Here is a 21,692-nt window from a genome sequence, read left to right on the forward strand (position 1 = left end):
CGGCGCCTTCGCCGTCCCCAACCCCGTCGCGAACACCGGCCCCTTCAGCGTCCCCAACCCGGTGACCGACAGCGGCGCCTTCGCCGTCCCCAACCCCGTCGCGAACACCGGCCCCTTCAGCGTCCCCAACCCGGTGACCGACAGCGGCGCCTTCGCCGTCCCCAACCCTGCCGCCAACACCGGCACCTTCGCGGTCCCCAACCCGGTGGCGAGCACCGGAACGGTCACCGCCCCCGCTCCCCTCACCAACACCGCGACGGTCACCCCCACCCCCAGCACGGGTGCCTTCAGCGTCCCCAACCCGCTCCTGAGCGCTGGAACGGTCACCGCCGCTCCCCCCGTGACCGACTCCGGCGCCTTCGCCACCGTCAACCCTCTCGTGGCGCCCGCCCCCGCCCCCGCGCCCGCCTCACCGGCCCCGGCACCCGCACCCGCCCCGGCCCCGTTCGAGAGCAGGGCCGCGAAGGCGCTGGCCTTCGCCCGGGCGCAGATCGGGCGGCCCTGCGTGTGGGGTGCGACCGGGCCGGGCTCCTACGACTGCTCGAGTCTGACCCAGGCGGCCTGGCGGTCCGCGGGCGTGACGCTGCCGCGTTCCGCGCGGGAGCAGGCGGACGCCGGCACCCCGGTGGCCCTGAGTGACGCGCAGCCCGGGGACCTCGTGTTCTTCTTCGACGACGCCGGCCACGTCGGCCTGTACGTCGGCAACGGCATGATGATCCACGCGCCGGGTCAGGGCGCGTACATCCGCGAGGAGTCGGTCTACGGCGCCGGGGAGGCGGCGATTCAGCGGGTGATGCGGCCCGCGTGAGACCGGTCGCGCCAGCTCTCGTAGTGGTCGAGCAGGGTCTCCTCGACCGGCCGGTAGGTGAGACCCAGTTCGCGCACGCTCCGGCTGTTGTCCACGCGGAAGCGGATGCCGAGGTGCCTGCGGATGTAGTCCTGGGTGAGGCCGAAGGCCGGGCCCAGGACGCGCACCGGCCAGTGCGGCAGCGCGGTGCGGGGCAGACGGAGGTCGCGGGGATGGCGGGCGCGGATGACGCGGGACATCTCGTGGAAGGACGTCATGGTCTCGGCCGCGACGATGTAGCGGCCCTGCGCCGCCGGGTTCTCCGCGGCGAGGATGTGCGCGTCGGCGACGTCCCGCACGTCCGCCGTCGTGAAGCTGAAGTCGGGGGCGCCGTAGCAGAAGTAGCCCTTGAACAGTTCGTCGAGCAGGAAGAGACTTCCCGATTCGGACGCGGGGGTGAGTGAGGGGCCGAGGATCAGGCCGGGGTTGACGGACACCATCCGCCAGCGGTCCTGGGCCCGTTCGGCCTCCCAGGCGGTGCGCTCCGCGACGGTCTTCGCGTAGTGGTACGGGTTGTTCTCCACCGTGCTCGTGGTGTTGAAGTACTTCTCCGACAGCACCCGGCCGTCCATGGCGAGGACGTCCGCGTAGTCGCCGAATACGGCGCCTACCGTGGAGGTGAACACCAGCGTCCGCACGCAGCCCGTGCGCTCCACCGACGCGAGCACGTTGCGGGTGCCCCGCACGGCCGGGTCCACGACGTCCCGGCGGCCGTCCTTGATCTTCTCCGGCATGAGGAACGGCGACGCCACGTGGAAGACGACCGCACAGCCGCGCATCGCCTCGTCGAAGGAGCCCTCGTCGAGCAGGTCGGCCTCGAACAGCGCCAGTTGCCCGGGGAAGGCCTCCTGCAGTTCCCACAGCGGCCGCGTCTTCGCCGGGTGCGCGATCCGGCGCACGGTCGCGTGCACCCGGTAGCCGCGTTCCAGCAGCCGCCGCACCAGATGGCTGCCGACGAACCCGCTGCCGCCGGTCACCAGGACGGTCGTCGAACCGGGATCCACCATCCCACCCACCCCATAAGATCGGTTTATGAGCTCATAGAACGGACCCGTGTACTGAGTTAGGCGTACCTTAGTTTAGGCTTCCCGATCGAGTCGCCTGTTCATCGCTCGAAGGGAAGCTGATCATGCCGCGCCCGCTGCGGGTAGCCATAGTCGGAGCCGGCCCGGCCGGGATCTACGCCGCCGACGCCCTGCTCAAGTCCGAGGTGGCGGCCGACCCCGGCGTGTCCATCGACCTCTTCGAGCGGATGCCCGCCCCGTTCGGTCTGATCCGCTACGGCGTCGCCCCCGACCACCCGCGTATCAAGGGCATCATCACGGCCCTGCACCAGGTGCTCGACAAGCCGCAGATCCGGCTGTTCGGCAACGTCGACTACCCGGCCGACATCAACCTCGACGACCTGCGCGCCTTCTACGACGCGGTGATCTTCTCCACGGGCGCGATGGCCGACCGAGAGCTGCCGATCCCCGGTGTCGAACTCGACGGCTCGTACGGCGCCGCGGACTTCGTGTCCTGGTACGACGGCCACCCGGACGTGCCGCGCACCTGGCCGCTCGAGGCCGAGAAGGTCGCCGTGCTCGGCGTCGGCAACGTCGCCCTCGACGTGGCCCGCGTCCTGGCCAAGACCGCCGACGAGCTGCTGGTGACCGAGATCCCGCCGAACGTGTACGAGGGTCTGAAGGCCAACAAGGCCCTGGAGATCCACGTCTTCGGCCGCCGCGGCCCGGCCCAGGCGAAGTTCAGCCCGATGGAGCTGCGCGAACTGGACCACTCCCCGAACATCGAGGTCATCGTCGACCCCGAGGACATCGACTACGACGAGGGCTCGATCGAGACCCGGCGCGGGAACAAGCAGGCCGACATGGTCGCCAAGACGCTGGAGAACTGGGCGATCCGCGACGTCGGCGACCGGCCGCACAAGCTGTTCCTGCACTTCTTCGAGTCGCCGTCCGAGATCCTCGGCGAGGACGGCAGGGTCGTCGGCCTGCGCACCGAGCGCACCGAACTGGACGGCACCGGCAACGTCAAGGGCACGGGCACCTTCAAGGACTGGGACGTCACCGCGGTCTACCGCGCCGTCGGCTACCTGTCGGAGAAGCTGCCCAAGCTGCCGTGGGACCTGGAGTCGGGCACGGTGCCGGACGAGGGCGGCCGGGTCATCGAGGAGAGCGGCGCGCACCTGCAGTCCACGTACGTCACCGGCTGGATCCGGCGCGGCCCGGTGGGCCTGATCGGTCACACCAAGGGCGATGCCAACGAGACGGTGGCCAACCTCCTGGACGACTTCGCCAACGCCCGGCTGCACACGCCCTCCTCCCCCGCCCCCGAGGCCGTGGACGCCTTCCTCGCCGAACGGAACGTCCGCTTCACCACCTGGGAGGGCTGGTACCGCCTGGACGCCGCCGAGAAGGCGCTGGGCGAGCCGCAGGGCCGGGAGCGCGTGAAGATCGTCGAGCGCGAGGACATGCTGCGGGAGAGCGGGGCGTAAAGCCCTGCGGCGAGGACCGCGGGGGCCACGGAGGCCGCGGGGAGCATCGCGAAAAAGGCCGGCCTGCCGGACCGGACGGTCTGTTAGCGTCCTGCGATGCTCTCCCTGCGTGAACCCGCCTTGTTCACCCGCCTGCGCGACGCGCGGCGGGTGCTCGTCGCCGGTGCGGGCGGCGGCTTCGACGTGTACGCCGGCCTGCCCCTGGCCCTCGCGCTCCGCGAGGCCGGGGCCGAGGTGCATCTGGCGAGCCTGTCCTTCGCCGACCTGTACGGCCTGGACCTGGACGTGTGGGTCGAGCAGGACGTCGCCGCCGTCCGGCCGGACACCGCGCTGCGCGGCGACTACTTCCCCGAGCGCACGCTCGCCGAGTGGCTGGAGGGACAGGGGCTGCCCTCGACGGTGTACGCCTTCCCGCGCACCGGCGTCGAGCCGCTGCGAGCCGCCTACCGCAGCCTCCTCGCCCACCTGGGCGGGGTGGACGCCGTGGTTCTGGTGGACGGCGGCACCGACATCCTGATGCGCGGTGACGAGCACGGGCTGGGCACTCCGGAGGAGGACATGGCCAGCCTGGCCGCGGTGGGAGGGCTGACGGAGGTCCCGCACCGGCTGGTGGCCTGTCTCGGTTTCGGAGTGGACGCCTACCACGGCGTCAACCACTCCCTGGTGCTGGAGAACCTCGCCGCGCTGGAGCGCGACGGCGCCTATCTGGGGGCCTTCTCGCTGCCTCGGGAGAGCCGCGAGGGGGCCCTCTATCTCGACGCCGTGGAGCACGCCCGGCGCCGTACCGCGAGTCACCCCAGCATCGTCAACGGGTCCGTCGCCGCCGCCGTGCGCGGCGGCTTCGGTGACGTGCGCTTCACCGAACGCACCAGGAACAGCGAGCTGTTCGTCAATCCGCTGATGGCGGTCTACTTCTGTGTGGACGCGCCCGGTCTCGCCCGCCGGAACCTCTACCTGGACCGCCTTGAGGGCACGGCGCTGATGCGGCAGATCAGCTCGGTCATCGAACGGTTCCGGGACGAACTGCCGAAGCAGCGTCCGCCCCGCGCGTTCCCGCACTGAACCCGGGCCGGACTCGGGCATGGCGGGCGGACGGGGTCCGCCCCTGAGCGGATGGTGGGCGGGCCCCGTCCGCGCCCCATTGTCGTGCCCGGGGACATTTCAGCGGTATGTGTGAAGCGCCACCCCGGCAGTGCGCCGTGCACACCCCGTGCGTGCGACACGAGCCCCGGTGAAACGCGGCCCCGCCTGAGGCGCCCCGACCAACGGCCGCAATACTGGAGGGCACCCGCCGTCCCCCTCCGCAGATTGGCCCATGTCGAACTCCGCCACCGACCGCGCCACCACCCCCCGCACCGTATGGCTGGCCCGGGGCCGCCACACCGGTTCCATCGCCGAGGACGTCCTCCGCCGTACCCTGCGCCGGCTGAAGGTGGACGAGGTGCTCGACGACTTCGCCGAACCACCGGACCCCAAGGACTCACCCGGACGGGTCTTCGAAGCCCGCTGGCAGGCCCCGGGCGGGGTGACCGTACGGGCCCGCCTGACCCTGCTGCCCCCGCAGAGCCGGGAGGAGGGCAGGGAGTGGACCCTCGTCGCGGAGGCCGAGCGGCCCTGGGACGACGCGTGGCCGTCGCCCGCCACGATGTTCTGGCCGGACGGCTCCGACGGTACGGACACCGCCTGGGACCATCACCACGCCGTGCCGGAGCTGCGCCTGAGCCGCGTCAACCCGCTCCCCGCCGACGACAAGGACATGCGGCGCGTCCTGCGGAGCGCGGCGCGCGAGTCCTGGTGCGTCAACGTCGTGGTGCACGAGGCGATGACCCCGGACGAGCGCGGCAAGCTGCCGCTGGCCCGCCTGCTGCCGGCGGGGCTGCGGCACCGGGTCGTGGAGCACCGGGCCGCCCCGCATCAGCTGCGCGCCGTCAACTACGCCCTGAAGGACCTCGGCGTCGAGGTGCCGCGCGGCGGCGCGGTGGTCCTGCCGCCGCAGCCGGCCCCGCCCGGGTACGACGGCAAGGACTTCTCGGTGCGCAGCGTCTTCCTGGACGGCTCGGAACCGGCCGAACTCATCGGCGTACTGCGCCGCTTCACCACTCTTCCCCGGCCGCTCCCCGAGGGCGCCGAAGAGGCGCTGGCCGGTCTGCGGGAGAAGTGGACGCTGCTGACCGTCGAGGAGGACCTCGCCCGCCACAGGGAGCTCGTCGCCAAGTACGCCGAGGCGCTCGAGGCCATGACGAAGTCCCGCGACCTCTACCGGGAGGCCGCGGAGCGCGCGGGCGAGGCACTGGCCGCCTACCGGGACGCGCCCGCCCCGCCCGCCGAGCTGCCCGCCGAACCGCCGGCGTCCCCGCTGCAGCAGCTGACCCGGACCTTCGAACGCCTCAAGATCACCGCCATGGGGCTGCGGCCGTCACCCGCTCCGGCCGCCACACACCCGGCCGACGACACCCGCGAGGGCGGGGCGGAGGGCACGGACCGGACGTCGTGACCCGTCCGGGGAGGCGATAGGGCGGGCGGTACGGGGAAAGCGAGAGGGAACCGACCTGGCGGAGGCCCGAGGGGGCCGGGAGGAGGCCTCATGGACGGGACCACAACCTGGTTCGTGGTCGCCGCGGTCGTCGCGGCGGCCCTGCTGGTGGCGGCTCTCGCCGTCCTCGTACGGCTGGTGCGCACCCGGCGGGACCTGCGCCGGGCCGGTCTGCCCACCGGATCGCGCTGGGTGTTCTGGGGCGCCGTCCTCTATCTGGTCCTTCCCACCGACCTGCTGCCCGACCCCGTGTACCTGGACGACATCGGCGTCCTGCTCCTCGCCCTGCGCAGCATGCGGGCCGCCCGGCCGCTGCCACCGGACGAGGCCGAATCCTGACGCCCCGCGGACCTGGCCGGGCCGGCCCGGCCCACCATGGTGCGATGCAGCCCACGTTCACCGGGGTCTCCGGTCTGTCCGCGACGCCCGACGTCGCCGTCGTCATCGATGTGATGCGCGCGTTCACCGTGGCCGCCGGGGCCTTCCGGCAAGGGGCCGAGCGCATCGTCTTCGCCGAGACCGCCGAGGAGGCGCTGGCACTGAAGGCCCGCCACCCCGGCTGGCTGGCCTTCCAGGACGGCGAGCCGAAGCCCGGCTTCGACCTGGCCAACTCCCCAGCCCACCTGCGCTCGCTCGACGTGGCGGGCCGCACCGTGGTGCAGAAGACCACCGCCGGCACCGTCGGCGCGCTGGCCGTCGCCGACGCCCGGCTCCTGCTGTGCGCCAGTTTCGCCGTGGCCGGAGCGACCGCGAGGCTCCTGCGCCGCGAACGGTCCGCGGCGGTCACCTTCGTCGTCACCGGCGACGGCGGCGAGGCCGAGGAGGACCTGGCCTGCGCCCAGTACATCGCGGCCCGCACCACCTGCGACACGGCCGACCCGGCCCCCTACCTCACCCGCGCCCGGAACTCCGGCGGCGCCGCCCGTCTCGCGGACGGGGTCCGGCGCGGCTGGGCGGGCGTCCATCCCGAGGACGTGGGGCTGTGCCTCGAGGTGGACACCTGCGGGTTCGCCATGGCGGCCCGCCGGGAGGAGGGGCGGCTGGTGCTCCGGACGGTGTGAGCGGCGCCGCCCTGAACCACAGCTCTTACCGTCCGCCCAGGTGCGATTCTCGGCCGTCGTGACGCATTCTTGCTGTGTCACCCACCCGGCGGTGCACGGACGAGGCAGGGGCGATGACTGGGAGCGGGGAGCACGCAGGCCGGGCCCGCGGACGGCTGGCCCGGTTGCTCGTCGACGCCTCGAACCGGGCGCTCGCGACCGCCGACGGACGGGTGAGCGGTGTGTACCTGCCCTCCGCCACACCGGGACTGCTCCGGCTCGCGGTGCTGGTGGGGCTGCCCGGACCGCTGTTCAAGCCGTGGTGGCAGCTGCATGTGAAACAGCCTTTTCCGGTCGCCGACGCCTACCGGCTCGGCGTCCAGGTGGCGCTGGCGAACGCCACGGAGACGGTGCGCCGATACCCTCAGCTCGCGGCCGGTCTGCCGTTCCAGTTCGGATCGCTCTACGTGCCCGTGCCGGGTGCGAGGTCGGCCATGGGGGTGCTGACCGTGCTGCGGCCGGCGGCCACCGACGCGGCCGACGAACTACCCGACCCCGATGCCCTGGTCCCGCTCGCCGAGGACCTGGGCGCCGGGCTGCGGCTCCTCGCGGACGGCGACGAGGGCGCGGTCGTCTGGGACGGGGAGCCACTGTGCGCACGCCCGCACTCGGCGGCGCCCGTGCCCTGGCCCGTCGGCCGGTTCACCTGGGACCCGGCGACCTCCGCGGTGACCGCGGACGGCGGGCTGCACGATCTGCTGGGCGTACGAGCCGGGGAGCTCACCGGCACCGGGGAGGCCCTCGCCCAGGCCCTGGCCCCGGCCGACGCCCACCGGATCACGGCGGCGCTCGCCGAGACGGCCGCCGGGAGACCGCCCCCGCTGCCGCTGCACGTGCGGACCGACGACGGCACCCCGAGGCTGCTGGAACTGTGGGCGCCGGAGCAGTCGTCCGGTACGTCCCCGGTACGGGGCCTGGTGCTCGAACCCGGCACCGCCACGTCCGGGGACGCGGCGGCCGACCCGCTGCCCCAGGGCGTGTTGCGCCTCGACCGGCTCGGCGTCGTCGGTTACGCCAATCCGGCCGCGGCCCGGCTGCTGGGCCAGGAGCGCGCGCGGCTGCTCGGGCGTCCCTTCGGGGACGTCCTGCCGTGGCTCAGCAGGCCGCCGTACGAGGATCACCTCCGCGGTGCCCTGCTCTCCCCGGAACCCGTGCACTTCCACGTCCGGCGGCCCGGAGACGGCGACGGCGACTGGCTCGCACTGTCCCTGCATCCCGACCCGGACGGGCTGACCTGCACCGTCGTCCCGGCGAACCGGATGGACCCGGCGGCGGACACCCACGTCGACCTGCCACCGGCCGAGCCCGTGCAGGGTGACCCCGTCGACCCCTCCATCGCCCCGCTGTACCGGCCCATCGCCCTCGCCATCGCGCTGACCGACGCCGTCACCGCCCGTCAGGTGTCCGAGGTCGTCATGCGGGAGCTGCTGCCCGCCTTCGGCGGCCGGCGTCTGGCGATCTACCTGCTGCAGGAGCGGCATCTGTACCTGGCCTGGGAGACCGGCTTCCCGCAGGGCTTCCTCGCGCCCTTCGACGGGGTCGGCCTCGACGCGCACCTGCCCGGTGTGGAGACTCTCACCACGGGCCGGCCGATCTTCTTCGAGTCCATGCAACAGCTCAACGCCTGCTACCCGGGCATCCCGCTGGACGCGACGGAGGGCGCCCGCGCCTTCCTGCCGCTGATCGCATCGGGGCGCCCGGTCGGCTCCTGCATCCTGGGTTTCGAGCGCAACCGCGGCTTCAGCACCGAGGAACGCACCGTCCTCACCGCGCTCGCCGGACCGATCGCACACGCTCTGGAGAAGGCGCAGCGCTACGACTCCGAGGCGGCGCTCGCCCGGGGACTGCAGCAGGCGCTGCTGCCCCGGCGGCTGTCGGCGCATCCGCGGGTGGAGACCGCCGGACGGTATCTGCCCGGCACCCAGGGCATGGACGTCGGCGGCGACTGGTACGACGTCGTGGAGGCCGGGGACGGGCTGGCGCTGGTCATCGGGGACGTCCAGGGGCACGGGGTGCAGGCGGCGGCGACCATGGGGCAGCTGCGCAGCGCGGTGCGCGCCTTCGCACTCGGGGACCGGCCGCCCGACGAGGTGATGAGCGGCACGAACCGCCTGCTCATCGACCTCGACCCCGGGCAGTTCGCCAGCTGCTGCTATCTGCGCCTCGACCCCGCCACCGGGGCGGCCCGGGTGGCCCGTGCCGGGCATCCGCCGCCGCTGCTGCGCTCCCCCGACGGGCGCACCCGCGTCCTCGACCTTCCCGGCGGTGTCGTCCTGGGCGTCGACCCGCGCGCTCAGTATCCGGTGGCGGAGCTGACCCTGGAGCCCGACGCGATCCTCGCCCTGTACACGGACGGGCTCGTCGAGCGGCCCGGTACGGACATCGACGCCGGGATCGGCGCGCTGCGTGTGGCCCTGGCCCGGGCGGGTGCCGCCGCCGGGCGCCGCGGTGGCCGTTCCCTGTCCGGGGTGGCGGACCGCCTCACCTCGACGGCCCGGCACGCCACCGACCGCCCGGACGACGTCGCGCTGCTGCTGGCGACCCGGCGGACGGCAGCGGTGCGCCCGCGGTGACCGCGGTCCACCCGTGCCCCGGCACGTGTCCCACGGCGGCGGCCCTCCCGTATCCCCCAGCCCCTCGCCTCTGGAAGCCGGGCAGTGTAGACATGGGGCATGGTCCGACTGTTGGGCCGGACCGCGCTCCGGCAGGTTCGTCGGTCCGGAGATCCGCAGGCACCGCTCCCACCGCGGCAGGACGGCACCGGACCGCGCCGAAAACGGACCGGCGGGCTGCGTTCGGCGCTGAGCGGACGCAGTGTCGCCGGTCAGGTTTTCGTGTTCCAAGTGGTGATCGTGCTGCTGCTGGTGGTCTCCGCGGTGGTGGCGCAGGTCCTGCAGGTCCGGCACGACAGCGACATCGAGGCCGAGAACCGTTCCCTGGCCGTCGCCGAGACGTTCGCCAACGCGCCGGGCACGGTGGCGGCCCTGCGCGGCAAGGACCCGACGGCTGTGCTCCAGCCGAGGGCGGAGGCCGCCCGCAAGGCCGGCCGGGTGGACTTCATCGTCGTGATGAACAAGGACGGGATCCGTTACACCCATCCCAGACCGGACCGCATCGGCAAGAAGTTCGTCGGGACGATCGCGCCCGCGTTGGCCGGGCACACGGTGGTCGAGCACGTCAACGGCACCATCGGGCCGCTGGTGCAGGTCGTGGTCCCGGTCCGGGCTCCCGACGGCACCGTGGTCGGTCTGGTGTCCTCCGGCATCACCACGGCGCACGTCGGCGGCGCCGCGGACCAGCAGCTGCCGCTGCTGCTGGCCGCCGCCGCGGCGGCGCTGGCCCTGGCGACCGCGGGGACGGCCCTGGTGAGCCGACGGCTGCTGCGGCAGACGCACGGTCTCGGCCCGTACGAGATGACGCGGATGTACGAGCACCACGACGCGGTGCTGCACGCCGTCCGGGAGGGCGTCCTCATCGTCAGCGGCGAGGGCCGGCTGCTGCTCGCCAACGACGAGGCGCACCGCCTCCTCGATCTGCCCGAGGACGCCGAACGCCGCCATGTGCTGGAGCTCGGCCTCGACGCGGCCACCGCCGGGCTGCTCGCCTCCGGCCGGGTCGCCACCGACGAGGTGCACCTGGTCAAGGACCGGTTGCTGGCGATCAACCAGCGGCCGACCGACCTCAGGGGCGGCCCGCCGGGCAGTGTGACCACGCTGCGCGACTCCACGGAGCTGCGCGCCCTGTCGGGCCGTGCGGAGGTGGCCCGCGAACGCCTGGACATGCTGTACGACGCCGGGGTCGGCATCGGCACCAGCCTGGATGTGACCCGCACCGCGGAGGAGCTCGCGGAGCTGGCCGTGCCCCGGTTCGCGGACTTCGCCACCGTCGACCTGTTCGACGCCGTGATCGAGGGTGCGGACCCGCAGCCGGGGACCGCTCTGCGCCGCACGGCGTGCAGCGGCATCCGCGAGGACGCCCCGCTGTATCCGGTGGGCCGGCGCATCCGGTTCGTGCCGACCTCCCCGCAGGCCCGCAGTCTGGCCGCCGGCCGGTCGGTCGTGGAACCCCGGCTCAAGGAGGCCCAGGGCTGGCTGGCGCAGGATCTGGAACGCACCGAGCAGGTCGTGGAGTACGGCATCCACGCGCTGGTCACCGTGCCGCTGCGGGCGGGCAGCCTGGTGCTGGGCGTGGCGAACTTCTGGCGGTCCGAGAAGCCCGAGCCGTTCGACGCCGAGGAGGTGGCGCTCGCCGAGGAGCTGGTGGCCCGTGCCGCGGTGTCCATCGACAACGCGCGCCGCTACACACGTGAGCACGGCATGGCGGTCGCCCTGCAGCGCAGCCTGCTGCCCCGCTCCCTGCCCGAACAGGGCGCCCTGGAGATCGCCTACCGCTACCTGCCCGCGCAGGCGGGGGTGGGGGGCGACTGGTTCGACGTACTGCCGCTGTCCGGGGCCCGGGTGGCGCTGGTGGTGGGGGACGTGGTGGGGCACGGGCTGCACGCGGCGGCCACCATGGGGCGGTTGCGCACGGCCGTGCACAACTTCTCCGCGCTGGACCTGCCGCCCGACGAGCTGCTGGCCCTGCTGGACGAGCTGGTCGGCCGGATCGACCAGGACGAGACGCCGGCGGACGGCGCCGCGGTGGTCACCGGGGCGACCTGCCTGTACGCGGTGTACGACCCGGTCTCGCGCCGCTGCGCCGTCGCCCGGGCCGGTCATCCCCCGCCCGCGCTGGTCCGGCCCGACGGGAGTGTCGACTTCCTCGAAGTGCCCGCCGGGCCGCCGCTGGGCCTGGGCGGACTGCCCTTCGAGACGGCCGAGCTGGAACTGCCGGAGGGCAGCCGGCTGGTGCTGTACACGGACGGCCTGGTCGAGGACCGGGAACGGGACATCGACGAGGGCCTTGAGCTGCTGCGGGACGCCCTGAAGCGGGCCGGGGACTCTCCCGAGGAGACCTGCCGTGCGGTACTGGACCGGCTGCCCGCCCGGCCGAGCGACGACGTCGCCCTGATCGTCGCCCGCACCCGCACCCTGGACGCCGACCGGGTCGCCGAGTGGCAGGTGCCGTCCGAACCGGCGGCCGTCTCCGAGGTACGGGCCGCGGTGACCCGTCAGTTGGCCGAGTGGGCACTGGAAGACCTGGCGTTCACCACGGAGCTGATCCTGAGCGAGCTGGTCACCAATGCCATCCGGTACGGCCGCGGGCCCATCGGCGTACGGCTGCTGCGTGACCGGACGCTGATCTGCGAGGTGTCCGACGGCAGCACCACCTCACCGCATCTGCGGTACGCGGCGACCACCGACGAGGGCGGTCGCGGCCTGTTCCTCGTCGCGCAGCTGGCCGAGCGCTGGGGCACCCGCTACACCCCCACCGGCAAGATCATCTGGGCGGAGCAGGCGACGCCGTGAGACCTGTCTCGGCGAAATGCGTTTGAACACCTGCCAGTTGACGGGCGATGATCTCCGCCATGTTCTCGCGCAGGAATCGCCCTCCGAAGTCCCCGGAACTCAGCGAGGCCTGGGAGCGCCTGGACTCCGGAGACATACCCGCTGCCATACGGCTGCTCCGGGCCGCCGCGCAGGAGCTGCCGCCCGGTGAGGTGGCCCCGGTGGTCGGACGGGCGGCGAAGGCCGTCGGCTTCGACGACCTGGAGCAGGCGTCCCTCGCTCTGGCGGCCCGCCCCGACCACGCGCAGGCACTCTTCGACTTCGGGTACGCCTGCGTGGAACGGGACCTGTCCTTCCTGGCGATCCCCGCCCTGCGCGAGGTACTGCGCACCAACCCGGGTCGGCTGACGGTCGTACGGGAGCTGGTGTCGGCCTACGAGCGGGAGGGCCGGCATCGCGAGGCGGCCGGGGAACTGGCCCGGCACGAGGCGGAGTTCACCGACTGGCCCGACCGTTACCTGCTGGTCTTCAACGCCGTCATGTCGGGCGATCTGGCCCTGGCCCGGCGGCAGCACGCCCTGCTGCCGGATCCGGAGGACGCCATGTGGCAGCCGGCCCGGGACCGGCAGAACCGCATGCTGGAGCGGGCCGCGGCGGCGCAGCGGTGCGGCCCGCTGGACCTGTCGGACCTGCGCGGTTGGCAGTACGTCATCGGTGGCACCGTGCTCGGCACCCTCTCCCCGTTCGGCTTCGACGCGGGGATGGCGGGCCGGTACGCGTTTCTCCAGGACACCCCGGGGCAGTGCCTGCGGGGGCTGCTGCGGCTGCGGACGCTGCTGAGCGCCGCCGAGGTGCGGCCGCGGTCGGTGTCGCTGCTGCCCGACCGGGGTTCCCGGATCCTGGGTCTGGCCGCCGCCAAGGTGCTGGATCTTCCGGCGGAGCCCTTCGCCGCCGGGCGCGAGGACACCGTCGTCGTGGCGTACGACCTGAACGAGCTCGCCCGCGAGGACGACGGGCCCGAGGTGATCGGGCAGCTCTTCGAGCGCGCCGACGGGCAGGTCCTCCACGAGCACGCGAGCTGCTGGACCGACGCCCCCGCCGTCACGGCCGACAGCGTCACCCTGCTGCACCAGTCCGTGGTGGCGCCGTGGGGTGAGCAGATGCGGGTGGGAGCCGACGGGGGCGTCGAGCGGGGCCCGGCCGACGACCGGCCGGAGGCGGAGATCGCCGAGGAGATCACACGAGCGGACCCGGCCGCCGACGAGGGCGACGGCTCGGGTCCGGCGGACCGTGACGAGGCGTTCGCCGCCTTCGTCACGGCCGTGCGCGGCACCTGGCTGCGCGGGGACCGGGCCCGCCTTCCCTCTGCCGGACCGGTGGCCAGTTCCCGTTTCGCCTGAGCCGCGGAGTGTGCGTCAGCTGCCGTTCAGCCGCGAGCGCAAGAGCTGCTTGCCCAGCTCGGCTCCCTTGCGGCTGTCCGCCTGCGCCTTGCGGAACAGGTCGACGACCTCCTGGTCCTTGTCGCGTTCCGCGTCCTGGATGTACTGCTCGAGGCGGAGAGCGTTGCTCAGACACGCCTCGACGTACCAGACCAGGTTGTAGTCCTTGTCCCGGGTACCGGTGACGTCGCCGGTCTCGGTGCTGCTGGTCATAGGAACTGCCTCCATCTCCTGACCCAGCGTCGCTGTGCTTTCCGACAGGCCACCGAGTACCCATGCGGTCGGCGGACAACACCGCCCCATGTGGGACTATTCATCGATCACCGCACCGAAACGGGCGCCGTACCCGTTCCCGCCGAGGGCGGAGGCGCCGTACACCCACGATCCGTCGGCGAGCAGGCCGCGACCGCTCGCGGGCAGCAGCCACACCGCGCCGTTCCCGGCGTTCTCACCGGGCGCCGAGGCGAGCAGTTCGGCGCGGCCGTCGCCGTCGGTGTCCACGAGCCGCACCTGGGCGCCCCAGCCGTCGTCCATCTCGGCCGTGCCGGGGATCCCGCGGGTGTTCTGGTCGAAGGACTGGGCGCCGGTCCCGGTCAGGCCCTTCGCGGTGCCGCGCAGCAGCCACACCGCGCCCGCGTCGGCGACCGTGCCCACGTCCTCGCCGGGCGCGCCGACGGCCACGTCCGCACAGCCGTCGCCGTTCACGTCGGCCACGGACAGGTCGGCGCCCCAGGCGTCGCCCTGCTCGGCGGTGCCGGGCACGCCCGGGGAGTTCTGCGACCACCACTGCGGGGAGGTTCCGGGGCCCTGGGTGCCCGCCGGCCCGTGCTCGCCGCCGTAGTAGACGCCGACCAGACCGCCCGGCGCGTCCGCGCGCCCGGAGGACCCCTCGACGCCGCCGACCTGGCCGACGACGAGGTCGTCGTACCCGTCGTGGTTGATGTCGCCGGAGGCCGTGCCCAGGCCGCCGTGCAGGTCACGCCGGTAGCGCAGGCCTTCGGGGCCGCCCGCGTAGTACGCCGACCAGCCCCGGCTGTAGTCGTCGTCGGGGCTGTACCCGGAGACGACCAGGTCGGCGAAGCCGTCGCGGTCGTAGTCGCCGGTGGTCACGTACAGGGGCTGCAGCCGGTGGCCGGTGGAGTGCGGTGCGCCGACGCGCCGCAGGACGCCCGCGTGGTAGGTGAAGGCGGTCAGGCCCACCTTCTGGTCGACGGCGACGAGTTGGTCCGCGTCGGTGTCCCCGGTGAACCGGGCGGCGGCGACCGCCAGACCGAACCGGGCCCCGGCGGCGGGCCTGGCAGCGGTGACGGTGGCGGTGCGTTCGGCGCCCAGGCCGGCCTTGGAGCCGTACAGGACGGTCACCCGGCCGGCGTCGGCGACGCCGCCGACGTCCTCGCCGGGCGCGCCGATGACCGCGTCGTCGTAGCCGTCGCCGTCCAGGTCTCCGGTGGCGACCGCCTGACCGAAGTCGTCCCAGGCCTCCGAGGTGCCGGGCACGCCTTTGGTGGACTGGCTGATGACCGCGGTGCGGCCCTTGGGCACCGTCCTGTTGGTGCCGATGCCGTTCGGGGCGCCGTACTGGACGGTGACGTATCCGGCGCCCTTCTTGCCGTCGACGGTGCCCTCGGGGACGCCGGTGAGGACGTCGGTGTAGCCGTCGCCGTTGAAGTCACTGTTGCGGTCGGCGGCGCTGGTGCCGCCGGGAACGCCCGCGAACGCGGACGGTGCGGCCAGGATGCCGGCACCGGCCAGCAGCAGGAAGGAGGCGGCCGTGGCCGCGGCGGAGACCGCGGTGCGGCGGGTCGTGCGTGCACTTCGGGTCATGTCCCGTTCCCCCAGGGTGGGTTGACGTCCCGTCGGATCCCATTTGATGGCCGACGTCCTGTTCGACACGGGACGCCCGGGGGGAGTTGTGGTGCCGTGCACGGCTGTTACGCTCCGGTGACAGACATTGCCCGGAGCGTGACCGTCCGCGGTTCAGCCGAGCGCGCGGTCCAGGTTGAAGGCGGCGCTGATCAGGGACAGATGGGTGAACGCCTGCGGGAAGTTTCCCTGTTGCTCGCCGGTACGGCCGATCTCCTCGGCGTACAGGCCGAGGTGGTTGGCGTAGGTGAGCATCTTCTCGAACGCCAGGCGTGCCTCCTCCAGCCGGCCGGCGCGCACCAGGGCCTCGACGTACCAGAAGGAGCAGATCGAGAAGGTGCCCTCCTCACCGCGCACCCCGTCGGGGCTGGCCTGCGGGTCGTAGCGGTACACGAGGGAGTCGGAGACCAGTTCCTCGGTCAGGGCGTCCAGGGTGGACAGCCACTTGGGGTCGGTGGGGGCGATGAACTTGGCCAGTGGCATCATCAGCACGGAGGCGTCCAGGACGTCGTCGCCCTCGTGCTGGACGAAGGCGCGGCGCCGCGGCGACCAGCCGCGGTCCATGATCCGCCGGTAGATGGTGTCCCGGCTCTGCCGCCAGCGGCGGTGGTCGGCGGGCAGGCCGCGCCGGGTCGCCAGCCGGATGGCCCGCTCGATGGCCACCCAGCACATCAGGCGGGAGTAGAGGAAGTTCTGGCGTCCGCCGCGGGTCTCCCAGACCCCTTCGTCGGGCTGGTCCCAGTGGTCGCAGACCCAGTCGACGAGGTGGCAGACGTCGTCCCACTGGTCGCTGGAGATGGGCTGCGCCCACTTGTCGTACAGGTAGATGGAGTCGATGAGGGCGCCGTAGATGTCGAGCTGGAGCTGGTCGGCGGCGGCGTTGCCGACCCGGACCGGGGCGGAGCCCTGGTGGCCGGACAGATGACGCAGTTCGCGTTCGGGCAGGTCGGTGCGGCCGTCGATGCCGTACATGATCTGCAGCGGGCCGGACCCGCCGCCGTCTCCGGGGCTGATGTGGGTGGTCAGGAACCGCATGAACGCCGAGGCCTCGCCGGAGAAGCCCAGCCGCAGCAGGGCGTACACGCAGAAGGCGGCGTCGCGGACCCACACGTAGCGGTAGTCCCAGTTGCGCTCGCCGCCGATCCGCTCGGGGAGGCTGGTGGTGGGCGCGGCCACGATCGCGCCGGTCGGCGCGTAGGTGAGCAGCTTCAGGGTGAGCGCGGAGCGGTGGACCATCTCGCGCCAGCGGCCGCGGTAGCGGGACTGGGACAGCCAGCGCCGCCAGTAGGCGACCGTGGCGGCGAACTGGCGTTCGGCCTCGGCGCGGGCGCAGCCGCGCGGTGCCACCTGGTCGCCGACCTGGTCCAGGGCGAACACCGCGGTCTCCCCCTCCGCGAGCTTGAAGTCGGCGCACGCGTCCACGCCGTCGCTCTCCAGGGGCACGGTCGCGGTCAGCCCCAGGGACATGTCCGGGGACTCGAAGAGGGCGGTGTCGCCCAGCACGCTCAGCGCGTGCGGCGCGGCGCCGTAGTCGAAGCGCGGGGCGACCCGGGCCCGGAAGGGTACGGTGCCGCGGACGCACAGGACACGGCGGATCAGCCGGTGCCGGCCGGCCTCGGACGGCTCCGTGGACTCTCCGCTCACGGGCATGAAGTCCTGCACCTCGCCGACGCCGTCCTCCGTGAAGAACCGGGTGATCAGCACGTTGGTGTCGGGGAAGTAGAACTGCTTGGTCCGGGCCGGCACGGCCGCCGCGAGTTCGAAGGCCCCGCCGCGCTCGCTGTCGAGGATCGCCGCGAACACGCTGGGGGCGTCGAAGGCCGGGCAGCAGTACCAGTCGATGGTGCCGTCGCTGCCGACCAGGGCCACGCTGCGCAGATCGCCGATCAGCCCGTGCTCGGCGATCGGCAGGGGGCGTGTGCGCCAGGGTGTGTCCTGCGAAAGCTGCGTCTCGGCCATGTGCGGCCTCCCGGCTGCGGGCGAACGGGCTGGTTCCAGCTTAGGGGGTGTCTTGTGGATCACGCCGGGGTCGCGGGGTTTCCTTCCGCCGGGTCCAGGTACCTCGTCAGCGCAGTCACCGGGCCCCGTCCCCCTTCCGGATGCAGGGCGCGGCCAAGCGGTGAATCGTGAGAGTGGGACCCGGTCCCGCGGCAGGGGCCGTACGGGCCCGAGGAGGAGGCATCATGTCGACGTCAGAACCCGAAACGTCCCGGTCGTCCGACGACCTGCGCACCCCGGACTCACTGCTCCACACCGGGTCCGGCGGCCAGGTCACGCCGGAGGACCTGGTGCTGGCGACGGGCCGGGACGTCACCCCGGCGAACCTCGAGTGGGCCCAGCGCAAGCTGGCGGCCGAGGGCCCGGCCGCCATGGAGAAGCTGCTGCCCTGAGGTGTGGTCCGCGGCGGGGGTGGTGGTGCCCCCCGCGCTGGCGGGGTCGGGGTGCCCGCCGGGCGGGCCGGCAGCCGCTACGGGCGGTGGTGCGCCGTTCGCACTTCCGCTGCGAGCCCGTGGGCTGTCAGACTCCGGGGGTGCCCGACTTCGACTTCGACATGCTTGTCATCGGATCCGGACCCGGCGGCCAGAAGGCCGCCATCGCCGCGGCCAAGCTGGGCCGCCGCGTCGCGGTCGTCGACCGCCCCGACATGGTCGGCGGGGTCTCCCTCCACACCGGAACCATCCCCTCCAAGACGCTGCGCGAGGCGGTGCTCTACCTCACCGGCCTCACCCAGCGTGATCTGTACGGGCAGAGCTACCGCTTGAAGGAGGACATCACCGTCGCGGACCTGATCGCGCGCACCCAGCACGTGGTCGGCCGGGAGATCGACGTCATCCGCAGCCAGCTCTCCCGCAACCATGTCGCCCTGCACGCCGGAACCGCCCGTTTCGTCGACCCGCACACCGTCGCCCTGCGCGAGGTGACCGGCCACGAGCGGCTGCTGAGCGCGGAGCACATCGTGATAGCCACCGGGACCCGGCCCGCCCGGCCGGACAGCGTCGAGTTCGACGGGCGGACGATCCTGGACTCGGACAACGTGCTCACGCTGGAGCGGGTGCCGCGCTCCATGGTCATCGTGGGCGCCGGGGTGATCGGGATGGAGTACGCCTCCATGTTCGCCGCTCTGGGCAGCCGGGTGACGGTGGTCGAGAAACGCCCGGGGATGCTGGACCTGTGCGACGTGGAGGTCGTCGAGTCGCTGAAGTACCACCTGCGGGACCTGGCCGTCACCTTCCGGTTCGGGGAGACCGTCGCCGCGGTGGAACGCCATCCGCGCGGCGCGCTGACCGTCCTGGAGAGCGGCAAGAAGATCCCCGCGGACGTGGTGATGTACTCAGCGGGCCGTCAGGGCGTCACCGACGGGCTCGACCTGGGCAAGGCCGGGCTGTCGGCGGACGCGCGTGGCCGGATCACGGTGGACGAGCGCTACCGCACCGGGGTGCCCCACATCTACGCCGTCGGTGATGTGATCGGCTTCCCGGCGCTGGCCGCGACCTCGATGGAGCAGGGCCGGGCGGCCGCCCACCACGCCTTCGGCGAGCCGGTGGGCCGTATGCACAACCTGCAGCCCATCGGCATCTACACCATCCCCGAGATCAGCTTCGTCGGCCGGACGGAGGACCAACTCACCACCGACAGCGTGCCGTTCGAGGTGGGCATCGCCCGCTACCGGGAACTGGCCCGCGGTCAGATCATCGGCGACTCCCACGGCATGCTCAAACTGCTGGTCTCCCCCGAGGACCGCACACTGCTCGGTGTGCACTGCTTCGGCTCGGGGGCCACCGAACTGATCCACATCGGCCAGTCCGTGATGGGCTGCGGAGGCACGGTGGACTACCTCGTCGACGCGGTGTTCAACTACCCGACGCTCGCGGAGTCGTACAAGGTGGCCGCCCTGGACGCCACGAACAAGCTGCGGCAGATAGACCACCTGGGAGACTGACCCGGCCCGGCCTGAGAGCGGCGGAGGCTACTCGGGCAGCGCCGTCTCGTCCTCGACGACGTGCACCGCCGCCTCCTCCGCACCGGCCGCTCCCCCGTCGATGCCCACGTCGTCCGCGACGCTCTCCTTCGTGGTGTCGGGGTGGGCGCCCTCGTCGGGGGCCACGAGGCGGCCGGCGCGGTCGGTGCCCGCCTCGGGGTCCACGAGCTCCCCCTCACCACCCGGCAGGTCTCCCACGGCGTCCCCCGGCGGCGGTGACACGTCGGGCCGCTCCTGGGCGAGGCGCTGGTCGAGGCTCTCGCCGTCGTGCTGCTCGGCCGCGGTCGTGCCGTAACGGGTGGCACCCAGCGGCTTCTCCGGGGGCGAATAGCCCTCGTCGAGGGTGTCGTCGTAGGTCCGCTCGTCCAGTGCGTCCTGCAGGTCCAGGGGCGCCGCGTCCTCCTGCTCCTCGTTGCTCCCGGTCGGCTGGTACGCGTCGTCCGCCATCGGGGTCTGCTCCGGCTCCTGCTCACTCATCGCCGTCTCCCTTTCGTCGCTCGACGCCTGTGCTGGCACGGTCCCGGTTCGCGTTTCCCGCAGCCCGGTGTCTAATCCCCCGCGCCTCGGACGCCACGACCTGCGCGGAGGCCGTCGCCCGGCACGGCAAGGGAGGGTTTACCGGAGGCTTCGCCGTGCCCGTGCTGCGCCTGCTCGACGGCCGGGCGACACGGACGCCGTGGTCGTACACCGGGGATCCGGACCAGCAGATCGTGAAGTGGCGCAAGGCGTTGCGGGTGCGGGAGTGAGCGGGGCGGGAGGAGGGAGCCCGCCCCGCTACTCTCCCCCGTCCTCGGCCGGCCGGGCCGGCCCCGCCCGCCACTTCTCCTCGATCCGGCCGAGCTTCCACACCAGCAGGGCGGCGGCCCAGGCGGCGAGGAACAGGGCGGCGACGACGAACCCGAGGACGTTGAGGTCCAGGCCGCCGACCCAGTCCCAGAACGGACCGTGCAGTGCGAACCGGTCGGCGAGCAGGCCGAGCAGTTCGGCCGTGCCGATGAGCAGGGCGACGGCGACGGACAGGCCGGTGACGGTCAGGTTGTAGTAGACCTTGCGGACGGGCTGGGAGAACGCCCAGCCGTAGGCGAAGTTCATGAACGAGCCGTCGACCGTGTCCAGCAGCGACATGCCGGCGGCGAACAGCACGGGCAGGCACAGGATCGCGTACCAGGGCAGGCCGGAGGCGGCCCCGGATCCGGCCAGCACGAGCAGTGCGATCTCGGTGGCGGTGTCGAAGCCGAGGCCGAAGAGCAGGCCCAGGGGGTACATGTGCCAGGGTTTGCCGACCGACTTGGTGACGCGGCCGACGAGGCGGTTCATGAAGCCCCGGTTGTTGAGGTGCTCCTCCAGGGCGGCCTCGTCGAAGTGGCCGGAGCGCATCCGGCGGAAGACCTTCCAGATGCCGGCCAGGGCGGCGAGGTTGATCGCGGCGATGAGGTAGAGGAACGTCCCCGAGACCGTCGTGCCGATCAGCCCGGTGATGTCGTGCAGCCGCGAGTGGTCGTCCTCGACCGGACCGGCCAGGGTGCGTACGCCCATGGAGAGCAGCAGGGCCAGGGCGAAGACGACGCTGGAGTGGCCGAGGGAGAACCAGAAGCCGACCGACAGCGGCCGCTGCCCGTCGCCCATCAGCTTGCGCGTGGTGTTGTCGATCGCCGCGATGTGGTCGGCGTCGAAGGCGTGCCGCATGCCCAGCGTGTACGCGGTCACTCCGATGCCGATCCCGAAGGACCTGGTGCCGACGGTGTAGTGCTCCGGCGCCACGATGGCCACCAGCGTGAACCAGCCGACGAGGTGCAGCGCCAGCACGACGGCGGCCATGCCACCGACCCTGATCCACTCCTGCCGCGTCATGGAGCCGCGGACGCGGTGCCAGGCCGAACGCTTCGTCCCGGACTGTGCGGGGAGGGTCGGAGCGGAATCAGGGGCGGCCGTCATCGGGGTGCTTGTTTCCTTCGGTCGGGCATGAGCGGCTGCCATCCACAGCCTTGTGCCATCCTCCTGCACCTGCAAGTCATGTGCAGTAAAACCGGGGGCAGGCCTTGGCCATGGG

17 protein-coding genes are annotated in these 21,692 nt (G+C 72.8%); 11 read left to right on the top strand and 6 right to left on the bottom strand.

Annotated features, from left to right (window positions below):
- A partial coding sequence (locus ACFY0F_RS15990; protein WP_388793559.1) for an NlpC/P60 family protein occupies positions 1-808 on the top strand: 808 nt, incomplete at its 5' end.
- Here ACFY0F_RS15990 and ACFY0F_RS15995 read toward each other — a convergent pair.
- Positions 784-1,854, bottom strand: coding sequence for an NAD-dependent epimerase/dehydratase family protein (locus ACFY0F_RS15995; protein ID WP_388793561.1), 1,071 nt, complete (start codon positions 1,852-1,854; stop codon positions 784-786). The two genes, ACFY0F_RS15990 and ACFY0F_RS15995, sit on opposite strands and share 25 nt — an antisense overlap.
- 122 nt (positions 1,855-1,976) lie before the next feature.
- On the opposite strand from ACFY0F_RS15995, the gene ACFY0F_RS16000 reads away from it, so the two are divergent.
- The 8 genes from ACFY0F_RS16000 to ACFY0F_RS16035 all read left to right on the top strand — a co-directional run bounded on the left by ACFY0F_RS16000 (position 1,977) and on the right by ACFY0F_RS16035 (position 13,761).
- A complete protein-coding gene (locus ACFY0F_RS16000; protein WP_388793563.1) occupies positions 1,977-3,341 on the top strand; it encodes an FAD-dependent oxidoreductase in 1,365 nt (454 codons plus the stop codon).
- A 96-nt stretch (positions 3,342-3,437) separates the two neighbouring features.
- Positions 3,438-4,403: a DUF1152 domain-containing protein gene (locus ACFY0F_RS16005; protein WP_388793565.1), complete on the top strand. Its 966-nt coding sequence runs from the start codon at positions 3,438-3,440 to the stop codon at positions 4,401-4,403.
- A gap of 253 nt (positions 4,404-4,656) precedes the next feature.
- Positions 4,657-5,835 carry a hypothetical protein gene (locus ACFY0F_RS16010; protein WP_388793567.1) on the top strand — a complete coding sequence of 393 codons (1,179 nt, stop codon included), beginning with the start codon at positions 4,657-4,659 and terminating at the stop codon, positions 5,833-5,835.
- A gap of 90 nt (positions 5,836-5,925) precedes the next feature.
- The gene (locus tag ACFY0F_RS16015) at positions 5,926-6,213 is read left to right on the top strand and encodes a YkvA family protein (RefSeq protein ID WP_388793569.1); all 288 of its coding nucleotides are present in this window, start codon (positions 5,926-5,928) and stop codon (positions 6,211-6,213) included.
- 44 nt (positions 6,214-6,257) lie between these two features.
- Positions 6,258-6,935: a 2-phosphosulfolactate phosphatase gene (locus ACFY0F_RS16020; RefSeq protein WP_388793571.1), complete on the top strand. Its 678-nt coding sequence runs from the start codon at positions 6,258-6,260 to the stop codon at positions 6,933-6,935.
- A gap of 113 nt (positions 6,936-7,048) precedes the next feature.
- Complete coding sequence (locus tag ACFY0F_RS16025; protein WP_388793573.1) at positions 7,049-9,547, top strand: SpoIIE family protein phosphatase; 2,499 nt, start codon at positions 7,049-7,051, stop codon at positions 9,545-9,547.
- 99 nt (positions 9,548-9,646) lie between these two features.
- Positions 9,647-12,382, top strand: coding sequence for a SpoIIE family protein phosphatase (locus ACFY0F_RS16030; RefSeq protein WP_388793575.1), 2,736 nt, complete (start codon positions 9,647-9,649; stop codon positions 12,380-12,382).
- Between the two features lie 59 nt (positions 12,383-12,441).
- Positions 12,442-13,761, top strand: coding sequence for a hypothetical protein (locus tag ACFY0F_RS16035; RefSeq protein WP_388793577.1), 1,320 nt, complete (start codon positions 12,442-12,444; stop codon positions 13,759-13,761).
- A gap of 15 nt (positions 13,762-13,776) precedes the next feature.
- Here ACFY0F_RS16035 and ACFY0F_RS16040 read toward each other — a convergent pair whose 3' ends face one another.
- The 3 genes from ACFY0F_RS16040 to ACFY0F_RS16050 form a co-directional block, all read right to left on the bottom strand.
- Complete coding sequence (locus ACFY0F_RS16040; RefSeq protein WP_388793579.1) at positions 13,777-14,013, bottom strand: hypothetical protein; 237 nt, start codon at positions 14,011-14,013, stop codon at positions 13,777-13,779.
- A gap of 96 nt (positions 14,014-14,109) precedes the next feature.
- The gene (locus ACFY0F_RS16045) at positions 14,110-15,624 is read right to left on the bottom strand and encodes an FG-GAP repeat protein (protein ID WP_388793581.1); all 1,515 of its coding nucleotides are present in this window, start codon (positions 15,622-15,624) and stop codon (positions 14,110-14,112) included.
- A gap of 153 nt (positions 15,625-15,777) precedes the next feature.
- Entirely contained in the window at positions 15,778-17,622 is a 1,845-nt protein-coding gene (locus ACFY0F_RS16050; RefSeq protein WP_388793583.1) for a glycoside hydrolase family 15 protein, read from the bottom strand.
- A gap of 224 nt (positions 17,623-17,846) precedes the next feature.
- Here ACFY0F_RS16050 and ACFY0F_RS16055 point away from each other — a divergent pair, with 224 nt between their 5' ends.
- A complete protein-coding gene (locus ACFY0F_RS16055; RefSeq protein WP_388793585.1) occupies positions 17,847-18,053 on the top strand; it encodes a hypothetical protein in 207 nt (68 codons plus the stop codon).
- 161 nt (positions 18,054-18,214) lie between these two features.
- Positions 18,215-19,603, top strand: a complete 1,389-nt coding sequence (gene sthA / locus ACFY0F_RS16060; protein ID WP_388794068.1) for a Si-specific NAD(P)(+) transhydrogenase — start codon at positions 18,215-18,217, stop codon at positions 19,601-19,603.
- A 27-nt stretch (positions 19,604-19,630) separates the two neighbouring features.
- Here the strand turns inward: sthA and ACFY0F_RS16065 are convergent, their stop codons facing one another.
- The gene (locus ACFY0F_RS16065) at positions 19,631-20,119 is read right to left on the bottom strand and encodes a DUF5709 domain-containing protein (RefSeq protein WP_388793587.1); all 489 of its coding nucleotides are present in this window, start codon (positions 20,117-20,119) and stop codon (positions 19,631-19,633) included.
- A 297-nt stretch (positions 20,120-20,416) separates the two neighbouring features.
- Positions 20,417-21,577: a HoxN/HupN/NixA family nickel/cobalt transporter gene (locus ACFY0F_RS16070; RefSeq protein WP_388793589.1), complete on the bottom strand. Its 1,161-nt coding sequence runs from the start codon at positions 21,575-21,577 to the stop codon at positions 20,417-20,419.
- Positions 21,578-21,692: the final 115 nt, after the last annotated feature.

The sequence above is a fragment of the Streptomyces sp. NPDC001544 genome, assembly GCF_042894285.1.
Lineage (GTDB): Bacteria > Actinomycetota > Actinomycetes > Streptomycetales > Streptomycetaceae > Streptomyces.

Coding starts and splice junctions, on each gene's coding strand:
- ACFY0F_RS15995 (WP_388793561.1), bottom strand. CDS start 1,854: ATGGTGGATCCCGGTTCGACGACCGTCCTGGTGACCGGCGGCAGCGGG.
- ACFY0F_RS16000 (WP_388793563.1), top strand. CDS start 1,977: ATGCCGCGCCCGCTGCGGGTAGCCATAGTCGGAGCCGGCCCGGCCGGG.
- ACFY0F_RS16005 (WP_388793565.1), top strand. CDS start 3,438: ATGCTCTCCCTGCGTGAACCCGCCTTGTTCACCCGCCTGCGCGACGCG.
- ACFY0F_RS16010 (WP_388793567.1), top strand. CDS start 4,657: ATGTCGAACTCCGCCACCGACCGCGCCACCACCCCCCGCACCGTATGG.
- ACFY0F_RS16015 (WP_388793569.1), top strand. CDS start 5,926: ATGGACGGGACCACAACCTGGTTCGTGGTCGCCGCGGTCGTCGCGGCG.
- ACFY0F_RS16020 (WP_388793571.1), top strand. CDS start 6,258: ATGCAGCCCACGTTCACCGGGGTCTCCGGTCTGTCCGCGACGCCCGAC.
- ACFY0F_RS16025 (WP_388793573.1), top strand. CDS start 7,049: ATGACTGGGAGCGGGGAGCACGCAGGCCGGGCCCGCGGACGGCTGGCC.
- ACFY0F_RS16030 (WP_388793575.1), top strand. CDS start 9,647: ATGGTCCGACTGTTGGGCCGGACCGCGCTCCGGCAGGTTCGTCGGTCC.
- ACFY0F_RS16035 (WP_388793577.1), top strand. CDS start 12,442: ATGTTCTCGCGCAGGAATCGCCCTCCGAAGTCCCCGGAACTCAGCGAG.
- ACFY0F_RS16040 (WP_388793579.1), bottom strand. CDS start 14,013: ATGACCAGCAGCACCGAGACCGGCGACGTCACCGGTACCCGGGACAAG.
- ACFY0F_RS16045 (WP_388793581.1), bottom strand. CDS start 15,624: ATGACCCGAAGTGCACGCACGACCCGCCGCACCGCGGTCTCCGCCGCG.
- ACFY0F_RS16050 (WP_388793583.1), bottom strand. CDS start 17,622: ATGGCCGAGACGCAGCTTTCGCAGGACACACCCTGGCGCACACGCCCC.
- ACFY0F_RS16055 (WP_388793585.1), top strand. CDS start 17,847: ATGTCGACGTCAGAACCCGAAACGTCCCGGTCGTCCGACGACCTGCGC.
- sthA (WP_388794068.1), top strand. CDS start 18,215: ATGCTTGTCATCGGATCCGGACCCGGCGGCCAGAAGGCCGCCATCGCC.
- ACFY0F_RS16065 (WP_388793587.1), bottom strand. CDS start 20,119: ATGAGTGAGCAGGAGCCGGAGCAGACCCCGATGGCGGACGACGCGTAC.
- ACFY0F_RS16070 (WP_388793589.1), bottom strand. CDS start 21,577: ATGACGGCCGCCCCTGATTCCGCTCCGACCCTCCCCGCACAGTCCGGG.